We start from the raw sequence: 20,334 nt of genomic DNA, 5'->3' as shown, positions 1-20,334 counted from the left end.
TCGCTGTCGTTCTCAAAATCGGTGGAGCTGCATGACAAAGTCATCGGGCATTATCTGAACATAAAACACTATCAATAAGTTGGAGTCATTACCCGCAATGTAATAGCACACATGCTCTATCTTTATTTTGAAAGCATTATGACCGATTCTGAAAATGGGAATGAAAAAAATCGCGTTCGCAAGACAGATTCAAACGTAACCGGCCTTGTTAACAACATCCCAGCAAGCAAGGCAGCGCGTTTAGCGATAGCATGGACGCTGGCCAAATCCCTTTCGGAATCCGGCTTACTTTCAGAGATCGTCGTCGAACGGCTTGCGCGCCGTGTACCCAATGTTGTTATGGCTCTGCAGCTGATGGGTACGGACCAGAAGTGCGCTCTTGCTGCCCGTCGTCTGAAAGTGTTGGATCCTAATTATTACGCCACCCTTTATGCCGCACAACTGGAGATGCTTTACTACTTTTTTGAACCATTCCTGGCTGAAATCATTAAGAAAGTGCAAACGGGATTCTACAAGGATTTTGATGCGATCTATAACGACTTAAAGGATAAATAGCATGTTTAAGAGTCTGCTATCCATTCTTTTTACAGATGTTTTATTCCCCGTTTATATTTTTGCTTGCGCCTCTTTGTTTCTCTGGCTGGTGCCCAACCACTGGGTATTATTAACATTCATTGCTATCGTCGTATTTATTATTGTTCATCCGATAATTTTCGGCCGCTTTGATAAGTACGATTGAGTTTTATAAAAAGGAGTTTGTATGTCAAATCCGGCTTATTTGTTTCTGACAGATGAAAATGGTTCGCCAATGGTAGGTCCCTGCCTGGTGTCAGGGCGTGAAGGCGCAATTGAACTTAAATCGTTCACTCATAATGTCAATATCCCGGTCGACGGGAATACCGGGAAATTGACGGGCACGCGCATACATATGCCCGTCATGTTCCAGAAGGAATTTGATCGTGTCACTCCGTTTTTATTTCGGGCGTTGAGTACGGGGAGAACGCTTCAGTCAGCCACCATAAAGATGTATCAGATTAATGAGGCTGGTTTAGAGCAGGAGTATTTTAATATCATTATGGAGAATGTAAAAATAACTTCTATTACACCCGATTTGTATCCAGGTGCCAACACCGGAACACACCTCGAAACGGTTCTCATACGCTATGAGAAAATCACCTGGAAACATTGCGACGGAAATGTCATCTATAGTGACGCCTGGAATGAGCGAGCAACATACTAAAACGTGATCCCTGACGCATTTTTGCGCAGATGAAAATATTTCCATTGTCACGCCCGAAAACCTGTGTTTGTATAAATTCAATCAATGATTCCAAACACAGGTCCCCCATGACTGCATCCATGAACACCGCGACCCTACTAAAAACTGCGCAACCAGCCGCAGTGGTCGTCGTGCGTGTGGTGGTGGTCGTCGGCAATGCGCCGTAGGGACTGGATCAACACACGAATCCAAAACCCCGCCGGCGCAAACCGGGCGGGGTTTTTCGTTTAGGACCCCTCCCGGATACGCTAAGTAGTTCGGGTTGCAGCCAACGCATCTGCAACCTGAAATACGACGCGTAAAGCTGGCTCAGAAGAAAAGGACTGGAGCATGGCAAGTTCGGGCACAACATCCACCAAGACGCGTTTTACAGGCGCGCAGCTGATTGTTCATTTACTGGAACGACAGGGCATTACCACGGTTGCGGGTATTCCGGGCGGTACGGTGCTGCCGCTGTATGACGCGTTAAGCCAAAGCACGCAGATCCGTCACGTGCTGGCGCGTCACGAGCAGGGAGCGGGTTTTATCGCTCAGGGCATGGCGCGTACGCAGGGTAAACCGGCAGTCTGTATGGCCTGTAGCGGTCCGGGGGCGACCAACCTGGTAACCGCCATCGCCGACGCGCGTCTCGACTCCATTCCGCTGATTTGCATTACCGGCCAGGTGCCGTCCTCAATGATCGGTACCGATGCGTTTCAGGAAGTGGATACCTACGGCATCTCTATCCCCATCACCAAACATAACTATTTAGTTCGCGATATTACCGAGCTTCCTCAGGTTATCAGCGATGCGTTCCGCATTGCGCAGTCCGGTCGCCCAGGCCCGGTGTGGATAGACATTCCTAAGGATGTCCAGACCGCAGAAATTGAGATCGACGTCCTGCCGGAGCCGGGCGAGCGGGCACCCGCGCCAGAATTCAGCGCTGAGAGCGTGCGCGATGCCGCGGCCATGATCAACGCCGCGAAACGTCCGGTGCTCTATCTGGGCGGCGGGGCAATCAATGCCGCAGATGAAATCCGTCAGTTCGCTGAAAAAGCCAACCTGCCTACCACCATGACCCTGATGGCGCTCGGTATGCTGCCTAAAGCGCATCCGCTGTCATTAGGAATGCTGGGCATGCACGGCGCGCGCAGCACTAACTACATCCTGCAAGAGGCGGATTTGCTGATTGTGATGGGCGCGCGTTTTGATGACCGGGCGATTGGTAAAACCGAGCAGTTCTGCCCGAACGCAAAAATCATTCACGTGGATATCGACCGCGCTGAGCTGGGTAAAATCAAACAACCGCACGTGGCGATTCAGGGGGACGTGGCCGACGTGCTGGCACAGCTGATCCCGCAAACGGACGCAACTGACCGCGCCGACTGGCGTCAGATGGTGGCGGATCTGCAACGCGAGTTCCCGGGCGCGATCCCAACCGAAGGCGACCCGCTGAGCCACTACGGGCTGATTAACGCCGTGGCCGCCTGCGTGGACGACAGCGCGATTATTACCACCGACGTTGGGCAGCACCAGATGTGGACCGCCCAGGCCTATCCGCTGAACCGTCCGCGTCAGTGGCTGACCTCCGGTGGCCTGGGAACCATGGGCTTTGGTCTGCCTGCGGCAGTGGGTGCGGCGCTGGCGAACCCGGACCGCAAGGTGATCTGCTTCTCCGGTGACGGCAGCCTGATGATGAACATTCAGGAGATGGCCACCGCGGCCGAAAATCAATTAGACGTTAAAATCATCCTGATGAACAACGAGGCGCTGGGGCTGGTACATCAGCAGCAGAGCCTGTTCTACAAGCAGGGGGTGTTTGCGGCAACCTATCCGGGGATGATTAACTTCATGCAAATTGCCGCCGGTTTTGGCCTGCATACCTGCGATCTGAACGCAGAAGAGGACGTCCACGCAGCGCTGCAGGCGGCGATCTCTCGTCCGGGCCCGGCGCTGATCCACGTCCGTATCGACCCTGAACAAAAAGTGTATCCGATGGTGCCGCCGGGTGCGGCTAATACTGAGATGGTGGGGGAATAAGCCATGCAGAAACAACATGAAAACGTCATTCTGGAACTCACCGTCCGCAACCACCCTGGCGTCATGACCCACGTCTGCGGGCTGTTTGCCCGTCGCGCGTTTAACGTCGAAGGCATTCTCTGTCTGCCGATTCAGGGCAGCGAGCACAGCCGCATCTGGCTACTGGTCAATGACGATCAGCGTCTGGAGCAGATGATGGCCCAGATCGACAAGCTTGAAGACGTCACCAGAGTGGCGCGCAACCAGTCCGATCCCACCATGTTTAACAAAATTGCGGTGTTCTTCGAATAGATCGCTTAAGGTAAGCGTCTTTCGCTCTTGTAGGCCGGATAAGCGCAGCGCCATCCGGCGTTTTCAGACCGCAGGAACAGACATGACCACCATCGCTCTCATCGACGACCACCTTATCGTTCGCTCCGGCTTTGCCCAGCTTCTAAACCTCGAACCGGATTTTCAGGTGGTGGCAGAGTTCGGCTCGGGGCGCGAGGCGCTGGCGGGCCTGCCGGGGCGTGGCGTACAGGTCTGTATCTGTGACATCTCAATGCCGGATCTCTCCGGACTGGAGCTGCTAAGTCAGTTACCGAAAGGGATGGCGATTATCATGCTCTCGGTTCATGACAGCCCGGCGCTGGTGGAGCAGGCGCTCAATGCCGGTGCGCGCGGATTTCTCTCTAAACGCTGTAGCCCGGACGAGCTGATTGCCGCCGTGCGCACCGTCTCGACGGGCGGCTGCTACCTGACGCCGGATATCGCCCTCAAGCTGGCGGCCGGACGTCAGGATCCGCTTACCCGGCGTGAGCGTCAGGTGGCAGAAAAACTCGCTCAGGGGATGGCGGTGAAAGAGATTGCCGCCGAACTGGGTTTGTCGCCCAAAACCGTGCACGTTCACCGCGCTAACCTGATGGAAAAACTCGGCGTCAGCAACGATGTCGAGCTGGCGCGCCGTATGTTCGATAGCTGGCAATGAACCCGCTGATTTCGCGGCTGATCGCCGTTGTTGCCAGCTTTTTTATCTTCTCTGCCGCCTGGTTCTGCCTGTGGAGCATCAGCCTGCATCTGGTGGAACGCCCGGAGCTGGCGGTGCTGCTGTTTCCCTTTGGCCTGCGTCTGGGGCTGATGTTGCAATGCCCGCGCGGCTACTGGCCGGTTTTGTTGGGCGCAGAGTGGCTGATGCTGATCTGGTTGTCGCAGGAGGTCGCCCTCGCGCATCTGCCCTTATTGATGACCGGAAGCCTGCTCACGCTCCTCCCGGTTGCGTTGATTTCCCGCTATCGTCACCAGCGCGACTGGCGCACGCTGCTGCGCCAGGGGGCGGCGCTGATTGCTGCCGCGCTGCTGCAATCCCTGCCGTGGGTAGGCGAAAAGGAGATGCTTAACGCCCTGCTGCTGACCCTGACCGGCGGCCTGACGCTGGCACCCACCTGTCTGGTTTTCTGGCACTATCTCACCAGCACTGTCTGGCAGCCGCTCGGGCCATCGCTGGTCTCCCAGCCGGTTAACTGGCGCGCCCGGCATCTCATCTGGTATCTGCTGCTGTTTGTGGTGAGCCTGTGGCTGCAGCTTGGCCTGCCTGCTGAGCTTTCCCGTTTTACCCCGTTTTGTCTGGCGCTGCCGATCATTGCTCTCGCCTGGCATTACGGCTGGCAGGGGGCGCTGATCGCCACACTGATGAACGCCATCGCGCTGATTGCCAGCCAGACCTGGCACGATCACCCGGTCGATTTACTGCTCTCTCTGCTGGCGCAGAGCTTGACCGGGCTGCTGCTCGGGGCAGGTATTCAGCGCCTGCGTGAGCTGAACCAGTCCCTGCAAACCGAACTGTCGCGCAATCGCCGCCTGGCAGAACGCCTGCTGGAGACCGAAGAGAGCGTGCGCCAGGAGGTAGCGCGCGAACTGCATGACGACATCGGCCAGACCATTACCGCCATTCGCACCCAGGCGGGTATCGTCCAGCGTCTGGCGGCGGATAACGCCGGGGTGAAGCAGGGCGGGGCGCATATCGAACAGCTCTCTCTTGGCGTGTACGATTCGGTGCGTCGCCTGCTGGGCAGGCTCCGTCCGCGCCAGTTGGACGATCTCTCTCTGGAACAGGCGGTGCGCTCCCTGATGCGTGAGATGGAGCTGGAAAGCCGCGGAATTGTCAGCCATCTCGACTGGCGCATTGATGAATCATTGCTGAGTGAAGGCCAGCGCGTCACGCTGTTCCGCGTCTGTCAGGAAGGGCTGAACAATATCGTCAAACACGCCAACGCCAGCGCGGTGACGCTGCAGGGCTGGCAGCAGGATGAAAGCCTCAGGCTGGTGATTGAGGACGACGGCTGCGGCCTGCCGCCGGGCTCGGGGCAGCAGGGGTTTGGCCTGGCGGGCATGCGCGAGCGCGTGAAGGCGCTGGGCGGCACACTGAATATCTCCTGCACCCACGGGACGCGCGTCAGCGTCAGCCTGCCGCTAAGGAGCCATCATGTTTAAAACCCCCGCAAACGCCGCGCCGATAGGCAACAAAGCGGAGATCGACGCCCGCTACCGCTACTGGCGTCGTCATATCCTGATCACTATCTGGCTCGGCTACGCGTTGTTCTACTTTACCCGCAAAAGTTTCAACGCCGCCGCGCCGGAAATCCTAGCCAGCGGCGTGATGACGCGCACCGATATCGGCCTGCTGGCGACGCTGTTCTACATCACCTACGGCCTGTCGAAGTTCTTCTCCGGCATCGTCAGCGACCGCTCCAACGCCCGCTATTTTATGGGTTTTGGACTAATCGCCACCGGCGTGGTGAACATTCTGTTTGGCTTTTCCACCTCGCTCTGGGCGTTTGCCCTGCTGTGGGCGCTGAACGCCTTTTTCCAGGGCTGGGGCGCGCCGGTCTGCGCCCGCCTGCTCACGGCGTGGTACTCGCGCAACGAGCGCGGCGGCTGGTGGGCTATCTGGAACACCGCGCATAACGTCGGTGGCGCGCTGATCCCAATGGTGGTCGGTGCCGCGGCGCTGCACTACGGCTGGCGCGCGGGGATGATGATTGCCGGTGGTCTGGCGATCCTGGCCGGGTTGTTCCTCTGCTGGCGGCTGCGCGACAGGCCACAAACCGTGGGGTTGCCCGCGGTGGGCGACTGGCGGCACGATGAAATGGAAGTGGCGCAACAGCTTGAGGGGGCGGGGCTGACGCGCAAAGAGATCCTCACCAAATACGTGCTGTTAAACCCGTATATCTGGCTGCTGTCGCTTTGCTACGTGCTGGTCTACGTGGTGCGCGCGGCCATCAACGACTGGGGTAACCTGTACATGTCCGAGACGCTGGGGGTGGACCTGGTGACCGCCAACTCGGCGGTGACGATGTTCGAGCTGGGCGGGTTTATCGGCGCGCTGGTGGCGGGCTGGGGCTCGGATAAGCTCTTCAACGGCAACCGTGGCCCAATGAACCTCATCTTTGCGGCAGGAATCTTACTCTCCGTCGGTTCGCTGTGGCTGATGCCGTTCGCCAGCTACGTGATGCAGGCGGCGTGCTTCTTTACCATCGGCTTCTTCGTGTTTGGCCCGCAGATGCTGATCGGCATGGCGGCGGCAGAATGCTCGCATAAAGAGGCGGCGGGTGCGGCGACGGGCTTCGTCGGGTTGTTCGCCTACCTGGGCGCGTCCCTCTCCGGCTGGCCGCTGGCGCGGGTGATCGACATCTGGCACTGGAGCGGTTTCTTTGCCGTGATCGCCATCGCGGCGGGGATATCGGCCCTGCTGCTGCTGCCGTTTTTGCATGCGCAGGCGCCGCGTGAAGCCAGTGTGATGTGATGCGCCTCACCTTTTCACCCCGAGTGGCGCAAAACTAAGAAATTTTCCCGGTTTTACCTGGACGCTGTCTCAGGCATCTCTCCTGGCTGATTTTTACAATGCCTGCCATTCGCAGGTAAAAATCAGCTCAGGAGCAAACCATGCTGGCCTTCCTTAATCAGGTGCGCAAGCCGACCCTGGATCTGCCGCTCGACGTGCGGCGCAAAATGTGGTTCAAACCGTTCATGCAGTCCTATCTGGTGGTCTTTATCGGCTACCTGACCATGTACCTGATCCGCAAAAACTTTAACATCGCGCAGAACGACATGATCTCCACCTACGGGCTGAGCATGACGCAGCTGGGGATGATTGGCCTGGGCTTCTCCATCACCTACGGCGTGGGCAAAACCGTTGTCTCGTACTATGCAGACGGCAAAAACACCAAGCAATTCCTGCCGTTTATGCTGATCCTCTCCGCCATCTGTATGCTCGGCTTCAGCGCCAGCATGGGCGCGGGCTCCGTCAGCCTGTTCCTGATGATCGCCTTCTACGCCCTGAGCGGTTTCTTCCAGAGTACCGGTGGGTCGTGCAGCTACTCCACCATCACCAAATGGACCCCGCGCCGTAAGCGTGGTTCATACCTTGGCATGTGGAACATCTCCCACAACCTCGGCGGGGCGGGTGCGGCAGGGGTGGCGCTGTTCGGTGCTAACTACCTGTTTGACGGTCACGTCATCGGCATGTTTATCTTCCCGTCGATTATCGCCTTGATTGTCGGCTTTATCGGTCTGCGTTTCGGCAGCGACTCTCCGGAATCTTATGGCCTCGGCAAAGCCGAAGAGCTGTTCGGCGAGGCGATCAGCGAAGAGGACAAAGAGACCGAAGAGAACGAGATGACAAAATGGCAGATCTTTGTTGAGTACGTGCTGAAAAACAAAGTGATCTGGCTGCTCTGCTTCTCCAACATTTTCCTGTACGTGGTGCGCATCGGTATTGACCAGTGGTCGACCGTGTATGCCTTCCAGGAGCTGAAGCTCTCTAAAGAAGTCGCGATTCAGGGCTTTACCCTGTTTGAAGTGGGTGCGCTGGTCGGTACGCTGCTGTGGGGCTGGCTCTCTGACCTCGCCAACGGTCGTCGTGCGCTGGTGGCCTGCGTCGCGCTGGCGCTGATTATCGCTACCCTGGGCGTCTACCAGCACGCCAGCAACCAGTACGTTTACCTGGCGTCTCTGTTTGCGCTCGGCTTCCTGGTGTTTGGTCCGCAGCTGTTGATCGGCGTAGCGGCGGTGGGTTTTGTACCGAAAAAAGCGATCGGCGCCGCCGATGGGATTAAAGGCACCTTCGCCTACCTGATTGGCGACAGCTTCGCCAAGCTGGGTCTGGGGATGATTGCCGACGGCACGCCGATTTTCGGCCTCACCGGCTGGGCAGGCACCTTTGCGGCGCTGGATGCCGCCGCCATCGGCTGTATCGTCCTGATGGCGATGGTTGCGGTGCTCGAAGAACGTAAAATTCGCCGTGAAAATCGTGTGCAGAAATTAAAAGCAGCCTGAGTGTGCAGGTGACTTCTTTGCCCGGTGTGTGATGCCGGGCTTTTTTGTTTTAAATTCCAGTTTTTACCCCGCTTTACACAATCGCCCCTCTCCTTGCTCTACAGTTTTTTTTGCTGCCGCCTTTCGCGCAGCCTTATTCCTTTTGCTATGGGAGAGCTTGCATGTTGACCCGACGATTATCCTGCCTGGCGCTGTTGATGGCGCTGGCAACCCCCGCAATGGCTACGGATGCGCCCACCTACGGCGAGAAGCTGGAAGGTTTCGACTACGGCTGGCCGGTAAAACACTTTACGTTTACCTCCCAGGAACAGTCTCTGGATATGGCTTATCTGGACGTGAAGCCGGAAAAACCCAACGGCCGCACCGTGGTGCTGATGCACGGCAAAAACTTCTGCGCCGGTACCTGGGACGGCACTATCCGTGCGCTCTCAGCCAGCGGTTATCGGGTGATCGCTCCCGACCAGATTGGCTTTTGTAAATCCACCAAACCGGAGCACTATCAGTACACCTTTCAGCAGCTGGCGGATAACACCCACGCCTTGCTGAAAACGCTCGGCCTCGATCGCGTGACGGTTATCGGCCACTCGACTGGCGGCATGCTGGCGACCCGCTACGCGCTGATGTGGCCGCAGCAGGTGGAGCAGCTGGTGATGGTCAACCCAATTGGTCTGGAAGACTGGAAAGCGCGCGGCGTGCCGCATATTACGGTCGACCAGTGGTACCAGCGCGAGCTGAAGGTCAGCGCCGACGGCATTCGTCAGTACGAGAAAAATACCTACTACGCCGGAGAGTGGAAGCCGGAGTACGAGCGTTGGGTCACCATGCTCGCCGGGCTGAACAACGGGCCGGGAAAAGAACGTGTGGCCTGGAACTCGGCGTTGCTCTACGACATGATTTACACCCAGCCGGTGATCTACGAATTTAGTGAACTAAAGATGCCGGTATTATTGATGATCGGCACGAAGGACAACACCGCCATCGGGAAAGATCTCGCCCCGCCTGAGATCCGCAAAACGCTCGGCAACTATGCGGTGCTGGGGAAGGAGACGGCGAAACGCATCCCGCACGCGGCGCTGGTCGAGTTCAGCGACATGGGGCACGCGCCGCAGATGCAGGATCCTGCACGCTTCCACGAGGCACTGCTGAAAGGGCTTCAGGCTCGCTGACAGGTTTCCAGCAACAACCCGCGCAGCCACATCTGCGCGGGATTACGGTGTGTTCTGGCGTGCCAGGCCATGCACTTGGTGAAACCCGGCACCGGAACCGGTGTGTCGCAGACAAACATTCCTGTCTGGTTTTCCGCTATCCGTGACGGTACCACGGCGATCATATCGCTTATCGCCAGTACATCCGGCAGTACCAGGAAGTTGCTCACCGATAACCCCACGTGCCGCGTCCGGCCCATTTTTTCCAGCGCGCCATCCGTCACGCCGCGAAAACTGTCACCCTCATAAGAGACCAACACGTGCTCAAGGGCGCAAAAGCGCGCCAGAGAGAGCGGTTTGCCCGCGTCCGGGTGGTCGGCACGCATCATGCAAACGTACCGTTCATCATAAAGCGCCCGGCTGTGCAGGTCGTCTGGCGTGGTGTGGGGCGTGATCAGCGCCACGTCAACGTTCCCGCGTTCAAGCTGGTTCATCATGCGCTCGGAATCGACAGGTATAACCCGCACGCGTATTGCCGGTGCCCGCACCTTCAGTGCCGCGATAAACGGCACCGCGATCGCGCGGAGCGCGTAATCGGTGGCAGCAAGCGTGAAGGTGAGAGTGGCCTGTCGTGGGTCAAACGCCACCGGCTGCAGCAGGAGGTCGATATCTGCCAGGATGCGCTTCACCGGCGCGGCCAGTTCTTCCGCACGCGTCGTGGGTACGATACCGTGGGGCGCACGGATAAACAGCGGGTCGTCGAAGTAATCCCGCAGGCGGTTCAGCATGCCGCTGACCGCCGGCTGGGTCAGGGCCAGACGCGTCGCCGCGCGGGTGACGTTGCGTTCATCCAGCAGGGCGTCGAGCGTTTTCAGCAGGTTAAGATCCAGCGTGCGCAGATCCGTTTTCATGACGATGTTCTACCTTTTTTCAGTTCACTATTATGGCCGTGCCCGCTGTCGATACCCTGCGTTTCCCGCTATGATGAGCGGCTATTCAAAGGAGAACGCATGGTCTGGATAATGCTGGCAACGCTTGCCGTGGTGTTTGTGGTTGGGTTTCGTGTCCTGACCTCGGATTCCCGCCGCGCCATCAAACGCTTGAGCGAACGGCTGGGTATCACCCCGATGCCGGTAGAATCGATGATCGATCAGTTCGGTAAAACGCCCGGCAATGAGTTTATCCGCTATCTTGAACGCCCGGATGAGGCGCATCTGCAAAACGCTGCCCAGGTGCTGCTCATCTGGCAGGTCTGTATCGTCGACGGTAGTGAAGAGAATCTTCACACCTGGCACCGCATGTTGCGTAAAGCCCGTCTGGCCGCGCCGATCACCGATGCGCAAATCCGCCTCGCCCTTGGCTTTATGCGCGAGATGGAGCCGGATCCGCAGGAGCTGAACGCTTTCCAGCTGCGTTACAACCAGCTCTTTCTGCCAGAAGAGGGTGTGTTTTACCTGCACTGATATCACGAACCGTGATGATGAGTATAAGGCATCATCATTAGATTTATACCACTCACGGGCGCACCATCACCTCATCCACTCACGATGAGGTGAACCATGAAACAATCCGCCATTATCTGGCCAGACGATTACCTGCCAGGCACCACCGATAACTTTGCGTCCAACGAAATCATTGTCGCCGGGCTGAGCGCAAAAGAGATTTGGGCGCAGCTTAACGACACTACCCTGTGGCCGAACTACTACAGCAACGCCGAAGATATTCGTTTTCACGACGGCAGCGGTCCGGAACTGAGCGCCAACGCCCGCTTCCGCTTCACGACCTTTGGCTTTCCGGTTGAGGCGCAGGTGACGGAGTATGTTCCGCCGGTCGATGGCGAGGCGGCGCGTATCGCCTGGCACGGCTGGGTGGAAGGGGAGGAGAGCGCGCGTCTGGATGTGATCCACGCCTGGCTGTTTGAAGACTTACCGGGTAACCGCGTCCGTATTTTGACTCAGGAGTCGCAGAAAGGCGTTCCGGCACAGGAATTAGCACGTACCCTACCGAACCCGATGATCAACGGGCATCAGGAGTGGATCGTCGGGCTGGCGAAGGCGGCGATGCAAGAAAAGTTGTCGAAACGTTAAATTCGTCACACTTTTGATGATAAACTGCGCGACTTTCCCGCACGTTTTTATCTCAGGTGACACCATGACAGAACATATCCAGCCCACGACCAGACCGCAGACCAAAGAGGTTTCTCGCCCCAACTGGTCAGCGGTTTTTTCCGTGGCGTTCTGCGTCGCCTGTCTTATTACCGTGGAGTTTTTACCGGTCAGCCTGCTGACGCCGATGGCGCAGGATCTGGGCATTTCCGAAGGCGTGGCAGGGCAGTCCGTTACCGTGACCGCGTTTGTGGCGATGTTTGCCAGCCTGTTTATCACGCAGGTTATTGGCGCGATTGATCGCCGCAAAGTGGTCATTCTCTTCAGCGTGCTCCTGACGCTCTCCTGTCTGCTGGTCTCTTTCGCGGAGAGCTTCACCCTGCTGCTGCTCGGCCGCGCCTGTCTGGGTCTGGGGTTGGGCGGTTTCTGGGCAATGTCCGCCTCGCTCACCATGCGACTGGTGCCAGCGCGCACCGTGCCGAAAGCCCTCTCCGTTATCTTTGGCGCGGTCTCCATCGCGTTGGTGATTGCCGCGCCGCTGGGGAGTTTCCTTGGCGGAATCATCGGCTGGCGTAACGTCTTTAACGCCGCAGCGGTGATGGGTTTTCTCTGCATTCTGTGGGTGTGGAAAGCGCTGCCGTCCTTGCCGGGAGAAGCGGCGCACCACAAACAGAACATGTTCAGTCTGCTTAAGCGCCCCGGCGTGCTGGCGGGGATGACCGCCATCTTCATGGCCTTTGCCGGGCAGTTTGCCTTCTTTACCTATATCCGCCCGGTCTTTATGACCATGGCGGGCTTTGACGTGGATGGCCTGACACTGGTGCTGCTCAGCTTCGGTATCGCCAGCTTTGTCGGCACCTCGCTGTCGTCTCAGTTCCTGAAGCGCTCCCTGAAAGTGGCGCTTGCTGGTGCCCCGCTGGTACTGGCTGTCAGTGCCGTCGTGCTGATCCTGTGGGGCAGCGACAAATGGGTTGCCTCGGCGATTGCGATTATCTGGGGCTTTGCCTTTGCGCTGGTGCCGGTGGGCTGGTCGACGTGGATCACCCGCTCGCTTGCCGATCAGGCTGAAAAAGCCGGGTCGATTCAGGTGGCGGTGATCCAGCTGGCGAACACCTGCGGCGCGGCGGTGGGCGGCGTGGCGCTCGACCACCTGGGGCTGACGTCGCCGCTGGTCATCTCCGGCACGCTGATGCTGCTGACCGCGCTGCTGGTGGCAGGGAAAGTGAAGACGAAGTAATGCTTTTCTCCCTCTCCCGTGGGAGAGGGCTGGGGTGAGGGCAACAGGCTACGCCGGGGCTTTCACCCGTTTTCTCGAATCCATCGAAATCAACACCACCGACGACACGATCAGCAGCGTGCCCAGCCAGTCCGGCAGGGTAAACGCCACGCCCAGTAAAATCACCGACAGTAACGCGCTGCTTAGCGGCTCGGCGCAGCTCAGAATGCTTGCCTTCGGCCCACCGATCATCTGCGCGCCTTTCAGGTACAGGCTGAAGGTCAGCGCCGTGCCGATCACCACCAGGTAGAAAAACGCCAGCAGCAGGCTGCCGTCAATAACAAACGCGGTGCCGCGTCCGGCGTAGAACGGCGTCAGCGTTAAGCCGGCGATCAACATACTCCAGCCGACAATCGGCAAGGTGCCGTAACGGGCGATCAGGGTTGACGGATACGTCGTGTAAAATGCCGCGGCAAAGGCCGAGGCAATGCCGAAGAACAAAGCCGCAGGCGAGATGGAGAGTGAAGTGGGGTCGCCGTGGGTGACCAGCAAAAATGTCCCCACCAGTGAGGTCAGGATCGCTGAAAGCACAAACAGACCCGGCCGCTTTTTCCGCGCCAGCGCAAACCACGCCACGATAATCGTCGGTGACAGAAACTGCAGCACGGTGGCCGTAGCCGCGTTGGATTTCTCGATTGTCACCAGGAAGGTGAGCTGCACCGTGAGCGCGCCAGCCAGGGAGAAAAACAGCAGGCTGAGGGCGTCTTTGCGATGTTTGATGACCGAGAAAATTTTGTCGCCGTGAACGAAGGAAAGCGTCAGCAGGATCAGGCCGGTAAACAGCAGGCGAACCATGGTCAGATACGGTGACGAGATCTGGCTTTTCTCCATGATGTACTGCGCGCAAACCCCTGAGCTGCCCCATAAAACGGCGGCGATCAGGACGTTCAGCATCCCTTTACGTGTGGAACCCATGTTCTCCCCTGCGATGTTGGTTTTTTTGTAGCATAACATGGGATCTTGCCGGGTGGCGCTACGCTTACCCGGCCTACAAAACCTTGTAGGCCCGTGCAAGCGCAGCGCCGCCGGGCGAAACAAACGATGCTCTACTAGAACCACGCCTCCCACATCGCGCCGACGTTGAAGTCGTCCAGCGTTTCGTCTTTGGTATTGTTCACGCGGGCGGTACGTTCGTTATCCACTTTGCCGCCGGTGACGTAGAAGCGCAGCATCGGACGGAACTCCGGCCCCATGGCGATAGACATGTTCTGCGACAGGGTCAGCTTCCAGCCCTTGTTGTCGCCGCCGTTGTCGTAATCCACATGCTGCCAGCCTGCTTCCAGCCAGGTGGAGTGGACGTCGTTCCACCAGTGCATCGGACGTACAATGGCGTTGTAGTTCTTACGGTTATCGGTCTTATCACGGCTGTTGTCGTAGTCGTGGAAGGCGAGGATGTACTCCACCTGCGTGGCCTGGGTGAATTTGTACAGCCCTTCGAAGCTGGCATAGACCGTGGTCAGATCCTCGGTTTTATTGAACACGCTGTTGTCCGCGTTATCAGAGTAACGGGCAATCACCTTGTTCACGCCGCTGTCGTTGGTGTGGCTCAGCACCACGCCGCCCTGCCAGGCATTCAGACGCTCATCGCTCTCCACCGCTTTTGAATCAAAGCCGTAGTTGGCGTACAGCTCCAGATCCAGCGGACCGACTTTCATGCCGTGGATTTTAGAGGTGGCCGCGTAGTTACCTTTGTCGCCCGTGCCGGATCCGCCGGTACAGGTGATGCGTGACGGGTTGGCTTCATCTTCCATGACTTCCGGGCTACAGGATTCCACCGCCGCCACCGCGGCCACGTCAAACTGCACGCCGCCGATGTCGAAGTTCTTCACCCCGGCGCCCTGGCCGTCGTGGTTCATCCAGAAGTAATCGTTGATGCCCTGCTGCGGACGCTGGTGGAAGTCACGACCGGCCCAGAAGTAGGCGTTCGGGTTGGAGGCCATAATGTTGGTCACCCCCGCGTAGGCTTTTTTCAGGTTAACTTCATCGCCCCAGTGGTCGATCATCACGTTGATGTCCCAGATGGCGCCGTTGTCACCCTTGAAGGCCTTGGAGAGCTGGAATTCACCACCGTTGCCTTCGTTACCCAGACGACCGATGGCTGATGCCCCGTTATAGGAACCGTCCACCGCCACGTATTTCTGGTCAGCGGCCTGGAAGTGCGCGCCGTAACGGGCATAACCGGTAAATTTAATGCCGAACGGAATAGCCATATCCGGGGATTGCGCCGCGCTTTGCGGCTCCGTCACCACGTCGGCTTTTTTCGCGACCGCGGCATCCATTTTGGCCTGACGCTCCGCGAGGGCTTTATCCACCGCTTTTGCCACAATGGCGTCGATTTGTTCCTGGGTAAATTCCTGTGCGAGTACAGAAATTGGGCAAAGCGCGGCGATAACCGCCATGGTTAATGGAAGTTTTTTTAGGGTAGTCATGGTTATCTCAATATAGTTTAATTTTATTCAGACAATAACCATCCCGCTCCGAACTGACAGAGTATGTCGCTATCATCAGAACAAGTGGATTTCTATTTAAGGTACAGAGGTATTACTCGTTATTTCGCCATAGATTATCTCTGATATAAATGAATAATTTCTTCGGATAATTCACGCGCCAGTAATGAATTCATTAAATGATCTTGCGCGTGCACCATAATTAACGTCATCGGCTGACGGGCTTCACCTGCATCCTGCTCAATGAGTTTGGTCTGCATCTTGTGCGCCTGGCGCGCGTAGCCATCGGCTTCGCGCAGCAGGCTTTTGGCTTCGTCAATGTTGCCCTGCCGCGCAGCGTGCAGTGCTTCAAAGCACAGGCTGCGCGACTGACCCGCATTGACGATGATTTCCATCACGGCTTCTTCTAAGGCAATCATCGTCTTTCTCTCTATTTCTCGAAACTATTATGTAAAGAGGTGGCAGCAAACCACTCTCCGCTCTTTTTAATGGTGCGCTGTTGCGTAGTTAAATCGAGCTGAATAAAGCCATAGCGGTTTTTATACGCATTACACCACGACCAGTTATCAATAAACGTCCACATATGGTAACCAAGACAGTGACACCCTTCGCTAATACCTTTATGCAGCCAGGCTAAATGTCCGGAAATAAAATCGATGCGGTATTGATCGTTGATTTGGCCATTTTCAATAAAACGCTGCTCATTTTCGACACCCATTCCGTTTTCAGAAATAAAACAGCGTGGGTTGCCGTAATTGTCGCGCAGATTAACCAGAATATCGTAAATACCCGGCTCGTAAATTTCCCAGCCGCGGTACGGGTTCATCTTGCGGCCCGGCATCTCGTAGTTATCAAAGAACCACTCCGGCATAAACGGCGCCTGCGGGTTCACCGCGCTGTCGCGACACTTCACGCGACGCGGCTGGTAATAGTTAATGCCGAGCAGGTCGATTTTCCCTTCCGCGATCAGGAAACTGTCTTCCGGTTTACAGGCGGGCAGCTGGTCGTAAGATTTCAGCAGCGCCACCAGATCGGCCGGGTATTCGCCGCGCAGAACCGGGTCCAGAAAGCTGCGGTTGAACATTAGATCCGCAATGTGCGCCGCCTTCACGTCCGCCGGGTTTTGCGAGCGCGGGTAGGACGGCGTCAGGTTGAGCACGATGCCGATCTCACCTGCGTAATGTCCGGCGCGGTAGGCCTGGACAGCCTTCGCGTGGGCCAGCACGGTGTGATACGCCACGGTGGCCGCCCGACGGAAATCCACCACGTTGGGGTAGTGGAAATCGTACAGATAACCGCCCTCAACCGGGACAATCGGCTCGTTGAAGGTAAACCAGTGCAGCACGCGGTCGCCAAACAGGTCGAAGCAAATCTGCGCATAGCGGGCGTAAGCGTCCACCACCTCCCGGTTTTCCCAGCCGCCAATCTCCTGCATCGCCATCGGCATGTCGAAATGGAACAGGGTGATAAACGGCGTAATGCCCTGCTCGATCAGCTCATCAATGACCTGGTTATAAAATTCGACCGCCTTTGGATTCACTTCACCGATACCGTCGGGGAGCAGGCGCGCCCAGCTTATAGAAGTGCGAAAGCTGTTGTGGTTCAGCTGCTTTAACAGCTGAATGTCCGTTTTCCAGTGCTGATAAAACGTGGAGGTATGCTGCGGCCCCACGCCGTTGTGAAAACGGTTCGGCTCGCGGGCAAACCAGTAATCCCATGTGGTTTCACCCTCTCGTGTCCCTTCGGTCTGGAGAGCAGAGCTTGCGCTGCCCCACCAGAAATTATCGGGAAATGTATATTTCATGACGCTTCCTCTTTGACTTAATTGCTTGCGGTCTCAGCGGTACCGACGGTTGCCTGAGCTTTCTGCTCTTCGTTTTTCATCAACGTACGCTCGTAAGCACGCAGGAACGGCAGGTACATCAGCGCTGACATCACCATACAGATGAGACACATCACCACCGGGCTCAGCGCCCAGTTGGCAGCCCATGAGGCGCCAATTGGTGCGGGCGTGGTCCACGGCGTTAACGATACCACCTGTGCCAGCCAGCCCAGTTTGGTTGCCGCGTACGCCAGGCACGCATTCACCAGCGGAACACACACGAACGGGATAAACAGCATCGGGTTCATGATAATGGGGGCGCCGAACAGGATCGGTTCGTTGATGTTAAAGAAGCTTGGCACAACGCCCATTTTGCCGATGGTGCGTAAGTGCGTTACCCGGCTACGCAGCAGCAGGAAGGCCAGCGGCAGCGTGGAGCCTACGCCGCCAATCAGCAGGTAGTGATCCCAGAAGCCCTGCAGGTAGACGTGCGGCAGCGCCGCACCGGCCGCCAGAGCCGCCTGGTTTGCCGACAGATTCGCCATCCAGAACGGGTTCATGATGCCGGTGACAATCAGCGAGCCGTGGATACCGGCGAACCAGAAGATCTGGCACAGCAGCACGGAGAGCAGAATAGCGGGCAGCGAGTCAGACGCAGAGACCAGCGGTTCCAGCAGGTGCATAATCGCCTGCGGGATGATCATGCCGGTCTGCGCCTCGATAAACAGGTTCAGCGGATGCAGGGTGCCAATCACCACCATCACCGGGATCAGGATCTCAAACGAACGCGCCACGCCGGTCGGGACTTCCTTCGGCAGACGAATGGTCACGTTGTTCTGCTTCAGCCACGCGTAGACGCGGGTGGCGTAGATGGCGGTGATCAGCGCAGTGAAAATCCCCTGACCAGACAGGTACTGGGTGGAGATCTTACCGTCCGCATACGGCGCGGCGACCAGCAGGAAGGCCATAAAGGCCAGCAGGCCGGACATCACCGGGTCGAGATTAAACTGACGCCCCAGGCTCGCCCCTATCCCCACCGAGATGAAGAAGGTCATCACGCCCATGCTGAGGTTAAACGGCAGCATCAGCTGTTCGCGATAAGTCTGGGAGAAATCCAGCCAGCCGCGGGCAAAGCTGTTGGTGGTATCCCCCGAGAACGGCGGGAAGATGAACACCAGCATAAACGAGCCGATGATCATAAACGGCAGCGCGGCGGTAAAGCCGTCGCGGATGGCAATCACATACTTTTGCTGGCCGAGCTTCGCGGCCAGCGGGGTAATTGACTGCTCAATCACCGCGACCATGGATTGATATAACGAACTCATGTGAACACCTTTTAGTGTGCCGCTTCGATGAGCGACAGAGCATAGTCCAGTACTTTATCGCCACGCTGCATGCCGTAGTCCATCATATCGATGGGCTGGACCGGAATGCCTTTTGTGGCCGCCTTGTCTGAGAGTGTCTGTAACATGTATTTCACTTGCGGTCCGAGAAGCACCACCTGATATTGCGGAAACTGCGTATCAAATTCGGAAACGCCGTACGCATCAATTTTTACCGCCAAACCGCGTTCTTTCGCCACATCGACCATTTTGCTGACCAGCAGGCTGGTGGACATCCCGGCAGAGCAGCAGAGCATAATCTTGAACATCGACAACCATCCTCAAAATGTAAATAGATATTGCGGTAATGATTGGATATCAGATGGAAACCGGTTTCCATTTATAAAAGACAGAAGTGTGACAACCATCAAGATCCCTTATATATGAGGCTAATTAACCCGATGTGCGTCACAGAATTTGGCTGTTTTGACATCATTTTGAGTGGAAGCGGAAAATCGGTTTCCATGGAAAACGGAAACGGATATACTCCTTACTGGCTATAATGTGAGCCGTAGCGGTAATGGAATTTGCAGGCGCGAGGTAAGCCTGTCAGGGGAAAAAGATGTCGACAATCAATGATGTATCACGTCTTGCCGGGGTGTCGAAAGCCACGGTATCGCGAGTGTTGAGTGGGTCGCGTGGCGTAAAGGAAGCCAGCCGTCAGGCCGTTCTGAAAGCGGTAGATGAACTGAACTACCGGCCCAATGTGATTGCGCAGTCGCTGCTGAGCCAGTCGACGGGGTGTATCGGGGTGATTTGCGCGCAGGAGAATATTAACCAGACGACCGGTTATCTGTACGCGCTGGAAAAACAGCTCAGCCAGCATCAAAAACACCTGCTGCTGCGCTTCGCCCATAGCAAAGCGGACGTGCTGCACGCCCTGGAAGAGCTCTCCTGTGGGCTTTGCGATGACATTCTGGTGATTGGCGCGCGTTTTCCACTGGATATCGACATGGATAACGTCATCCTGGTTGACTGTATGGGCTCAGAAAATCCCAACAGCATCCAGTTCGATCACGCCTTCGCCGCCGAAACCGCCTGTAACTACCTTACCAGCCAGGGACGCCGCCAGATTGCCCTGATCCATCCGCACGGTAGCGGCTTTGCCGATCAGGTGCTGCTGGGCTACAAACATGCGCTGGAAAAAAATTTCCTGCCCTTCAACCGCAACCTCGTGTTTATGGACGCGACCTCCTCGTCCGTGGCGCTGCAGGAGCTGCTGAATAACGCCAGCACGCTGAATTTCAACGCATTACTGGTTGCGGACGAGCAGGAAGCGCAGCGGGTGATCCCGCAGTTGCAGGCGTTTAATAAATCGGTGCCGGAGGACATCATGGTCTTCAGCCTTGCCGGATCGCTGCATCTGCCAGGCATTCCGGTGATCCCGGCCATTGAGTATTCCATGGATGCCATGGCGGCGCGCATCGTGAGCTGGTTGACGGAAAAAACACAGATGCTCGGGTCGTACGTGCTGCGCGGGGATTTGATCATTCCGGATGTGCGTAAGCGTTAAAAATGTTGTGCAGGCCGGGTAAGGCGCAGCCGC

At 57.1% G+C, this 20,334-nt stretch carries 22 protein-coding genes; 15 read left to right on the top strand and 7 right to left on the bottom strand.

Translation table 11 applies throughout. The features are described 5' to 3' along the window. The 11 genes from ACOTZF_RS23775 to ACOTZF_RS23725 all read left to right on the top strand — a co-directional run. Positions 1 to 78: IS1 family transposase (locus ACOTZF_RS23775; RefSeq protein ID WP_001401901.1), on the top strand; the 78-nt coding region annotated here is incomplete at its 5' end. 60 nt (positions 79 to 138) lie between these two features. Further along, complete coding sequence (locus ACOTZF_RS23770) at positions 139 to 555, top strand: hypothetical protein (protein ID WP_421636207.1); 417 nt, start codon at positions 139 to 141, stop codon at positions 553 to 555. A gap of 205 nt (positions 556 to 760) precedes the next feature. After that, entirely contained in the window at positions 761 to 1,240 is a 480-nt protein-coding gene (locus ACOTZF_RS23765; RefSeq protein WP_013094807.1) for an Hcp family type VI secretion system effector, read from the top strand. A 107-nt stretch (positions 1,241 to 1,347) separates the two neighbouring features. Next, on the top strand, positions 1,348 to 1,446 hold the full coding sequence (gene ivbL, locus ACOTZF_RS23760; RefSeq protein ID WP_071830013.1) for an ilvB operon leader peptide IvbL: 99 nt from the start codon (positions 1,348 to 1,350) through the stop codon (positions 1,444 to 1,446). 163 nt (positions 1,447 to 1,609) lie between these two features. After that, positions 1,610 to 3,298, top strand: coding sequence for an acetolactate synthase large subunit (gene ilvB / locus ACOTZF_RS23755; RefSeq protein WP_023620622.1), 1,689 nt, complete (start codon positions 1,610 to 1,612; stop codon positions 3,296 to 3,298). A gap of 3 nt (positions 3,299 to 3,301) precedes the next feature. Continuing rightward, entirely contained in the window at positions 3,302 to 3,589 is a 288-nt protein-coding gene (gene ilvN / locus ACOTZF_RS23750; protein WP_001171659.1) for an acetolactate synthase small subunit, read from the top strand. Positions 3,590 to 3,671: 82 nt separating this feature from the next. Then, the gene (uhpA, locus tag ACOTZF_RS23745) at positions 3,672 to 4,265 is read left to right on the top strand and encodes a transcriptional regulator UhpA (RefSeq protein WP_013094809.1); all 594 of its coding nucleotides are present in this window, start codon (positions 3,672 to 3,674) and stop codon (positions 4,263 to 4,265) included. Next, positions 4,262 to 5,767, top strand: coding sequence for a signal transduction histidine-protein kinase/phosphatase UhpB (gene uhpB, locus ACOTZF_RS23740; RefSeq protein ID WP_013094810.1), 1,506 nt, complete (start codon positions 4,262 to 4,264; stop codon positions 5,765 to 5,767). The genes uhpA and uhpB overlap by 4 nt, the downstream gene beginning before the upstream one ends. Beyond that, positions 5,760 to 7,079 carry an MFS transporter gene (locus tag ACOTZF_RS23735; protein ID WP_013094811.1) on the top strand — a complete coding sequence of 440 codons (1,320 nt, stop codon included), beginning with the start codon at positions 5,760 to 5,762 and terminating at the stop codon, positions 7,077 to 7,079. Before uhpB ends, ACOTZF_RS23735 begins: the two co-directional genes overlap by 8 nt. A 140-nt stretch (positions 7,080 to 7,219) precedes the next feature. Next, entirely contained in the window at positions 7,220 to 8,611 is a 1,392-nt protein-coding gene (uhpT, locus tag ACOTZF_RS23730) for a hexose-6-phosphate:phosphate antiporter (RefSeq protein WP_013094812.1), read from the top strand. Positions 8,612 to 8,772: 161 nt separating this feature from the next. Continuing rightward, positions 8,773 to 9,777 carry an alpha/beta fold hydrolase gene (locus tag ACOTZF_RS23725; protein WP_129253054.1) on the top strand — a complete coding sequence of 335 codons (1,005 nt, stop codon included), beginning with the start codon at positions 8,773 to 8,775 and terminating at the stop codon, positions 9,775 to 9,777. On the opposite strand, the gene ACOTZF_RS23720 is transcribed toward ACOTZF_RS23725, so the two are convergent. After that, the gene (locus ACOTZF_RS23720; RefSeq protein WP_129317758.1) at positions 9,765 to 10,667 is read right to left on the bottom strand and encodes a LysR family transcriptional regulator; all 903 of its coding nucleotides are present in this window, start codon (positions 10,665 to 10,667) and stop codon (positions 9,765 to 9,767) included. The two genes, ACOTZF_RS23725 and ACOTZF_RS23720, sit on opposite strands and share 13 nt — an antisense overlap. A 99-nt stretch (positions 10,668 to 10,766) precedes the next feature. On the opposite strand from ACOTZF_RS23720, the gene ACOTZF_RS23715 reads away from it, so the two are divergent. From ACOTZF_RS23715 to nepI, 3 genes are all read left to right on the top strand, one after another. Beyond that, positions 10,767 to 11,219, top strand: a complete 453-nt coding sequence (locus tag ACOTZF_RS23715) for a DUF1198 domain-containing protein (RefSeq protein WP_014830062.1) — start codon at positions 10,767 to 10,769, stop codon at positions 11,217 to 11,219. Between the two features lie 96 nt (positions 11,220 to 11,315). Continuing rightward, on the top strand, positions 11,316 to 11,843 hold the full coding sequence (locus ACOTZF_RS23710) for an SRPBCC domain-containing protein (protein ID WP_047352072.1): 528 nt from the start codon (positions 11,316 to 11,318) through the stop codon (positions 11,841 to 11,843). A 64-nt stretch (positions 11,844 to 11,907) separates the two neighbouring features. Then, complete coding sequence (gene nepI / locus ACOTZF_RS23705; protein ID WP_023620618.1) at positions 11,908 to 13,098, top strand: purine ribonucleoside efflux pump NepI; 1,191 nt, start codon at positions 11,908 to 11,910, stop codon at positions 13,096 to 13,098. A gap of 48 nt (positions 13,099 to 13,146) precedes the next feature. On the opposite strand, the gene ACOTZF_RS23700 is transcribed toward nepI, so the two are convergent. The 6 genes from ACOTZF_RS23700 to ACOTZF_RS23675 all read right to left on the bottom strand — a co-directional run bounded on the left by ACOTZF_RS23700 (position 13,147) and on the right by ACOTZF_RS23675 (position 19,057). Then, positions 13,147 to 14,052 (bottom strand): EamA family transporter, encoded by a 906-nt coding sequence (locus ACOTZF_RS23700; protein WP_023620617.1) that lies wholly within the window; start codon positions 14,050 to 14,052, stop codon positions 13,147 to 13,149. A 134-nt stretch (positions 14,053 to 14,186) separates the two neighbouring features. After that, positions 14,187 to 15,566 carry a carbohydrate porin gene (locus ACOTZF_RS23695; protein ID WP_013094819.1) on the bottom strand — a complete coding sequence of 460 codons (1,380 nt, stop codon included), beginning with the start codon at positions 15,564 to 15,566 and terminating at the stop codon, positions 14,187 to 14,189. Between the two features lie 134 nt (positions 15,567 to 15,700). Continuing rightward, positions 15,701 to 16,003 carry a PTS lactose/cellobiose transporter subunit IIA gene (locus ACOTZF_RS23690; RefSeq protein WP_008500136.1) on the bottom strand — a complete coding sequence of 101 codons (303 nt, stop codon included), beginning with the start codon at positions 16,001 to 16,003 and terminating at the stop codon, positions 15,701 to 15,703. Positions 16,004 to 16,014: 11 nt separating this feature from the next. Then, entirely contained in the window at positions 16,015 to 17,388 is a 1,374-nt protein-coding gene (locus ACOTZF_RS23685; RefSeq protein ID WP_129317757.1) for a glycoside hydrolase family 1 protein, read from the bottom strand. 17 nt (positions 17,389 to 17,405) lie between these two features. Continuing rightward, complete coding sequence (locus tag ACOTZF_RS23680; RefSeq protein ID WP_129253060.1) at positions 17,406 to 18,731, bottom strand: PTS sugar transporter subunit IIC; 1,326 nt, start codon at positions 18,729 to 18,731, stop codon at positions 17,406 to 17,408. Between the two features lie 11 nt (positions 18,732 to 18,742). Continuing rightward, the gene (locus ACOTZF_RS23675; protein WP_013094822.1) at positions 18,743 to 19,057 is read right to left on the bottom strand and encodes a PTS sugar transporter subunit IIB; all 315 of its coding nucleotides are present in this window, start codon (positions 19,055 to 19,057) and stop codon (positions 18,743 to 18,745) included. Positions 19,058 to 19,350: 293 nt separating this feature from the next. Between ACOTZF_RS23675 and ACOTZF_RS23670 the strand changes: the two genes are divergently transcribed. Continuing rightward, positions 19,351 to 20,301, top strand: coding sequence for a LacI family DNA-binding transcriptional regulator (locus ACOTZF_RS23670; protein ID WP_013094823.1), 951 nt, complete (start codon positions 19,351 to 19,353; stop codon positions 20,299 to 20,301). Positions 20,302 to 20,334 lie beyond the last annotated feature (33 nt).

Origin of the sequence: Enterobacter cloacae complex sp. SHL021 (genome assembly GCF_049237765.1) — a bacterium.
Classification (GTDB): Bacteria; Pseudomonadota; Gammaproteobacteria; order Enterobacterales; family Enterobacteriaceae; genus Enterobacter; species Enterobacter cloacae.
This window is presented reverse-complemented; position numbering and strand designations above follow the sequence as displayed.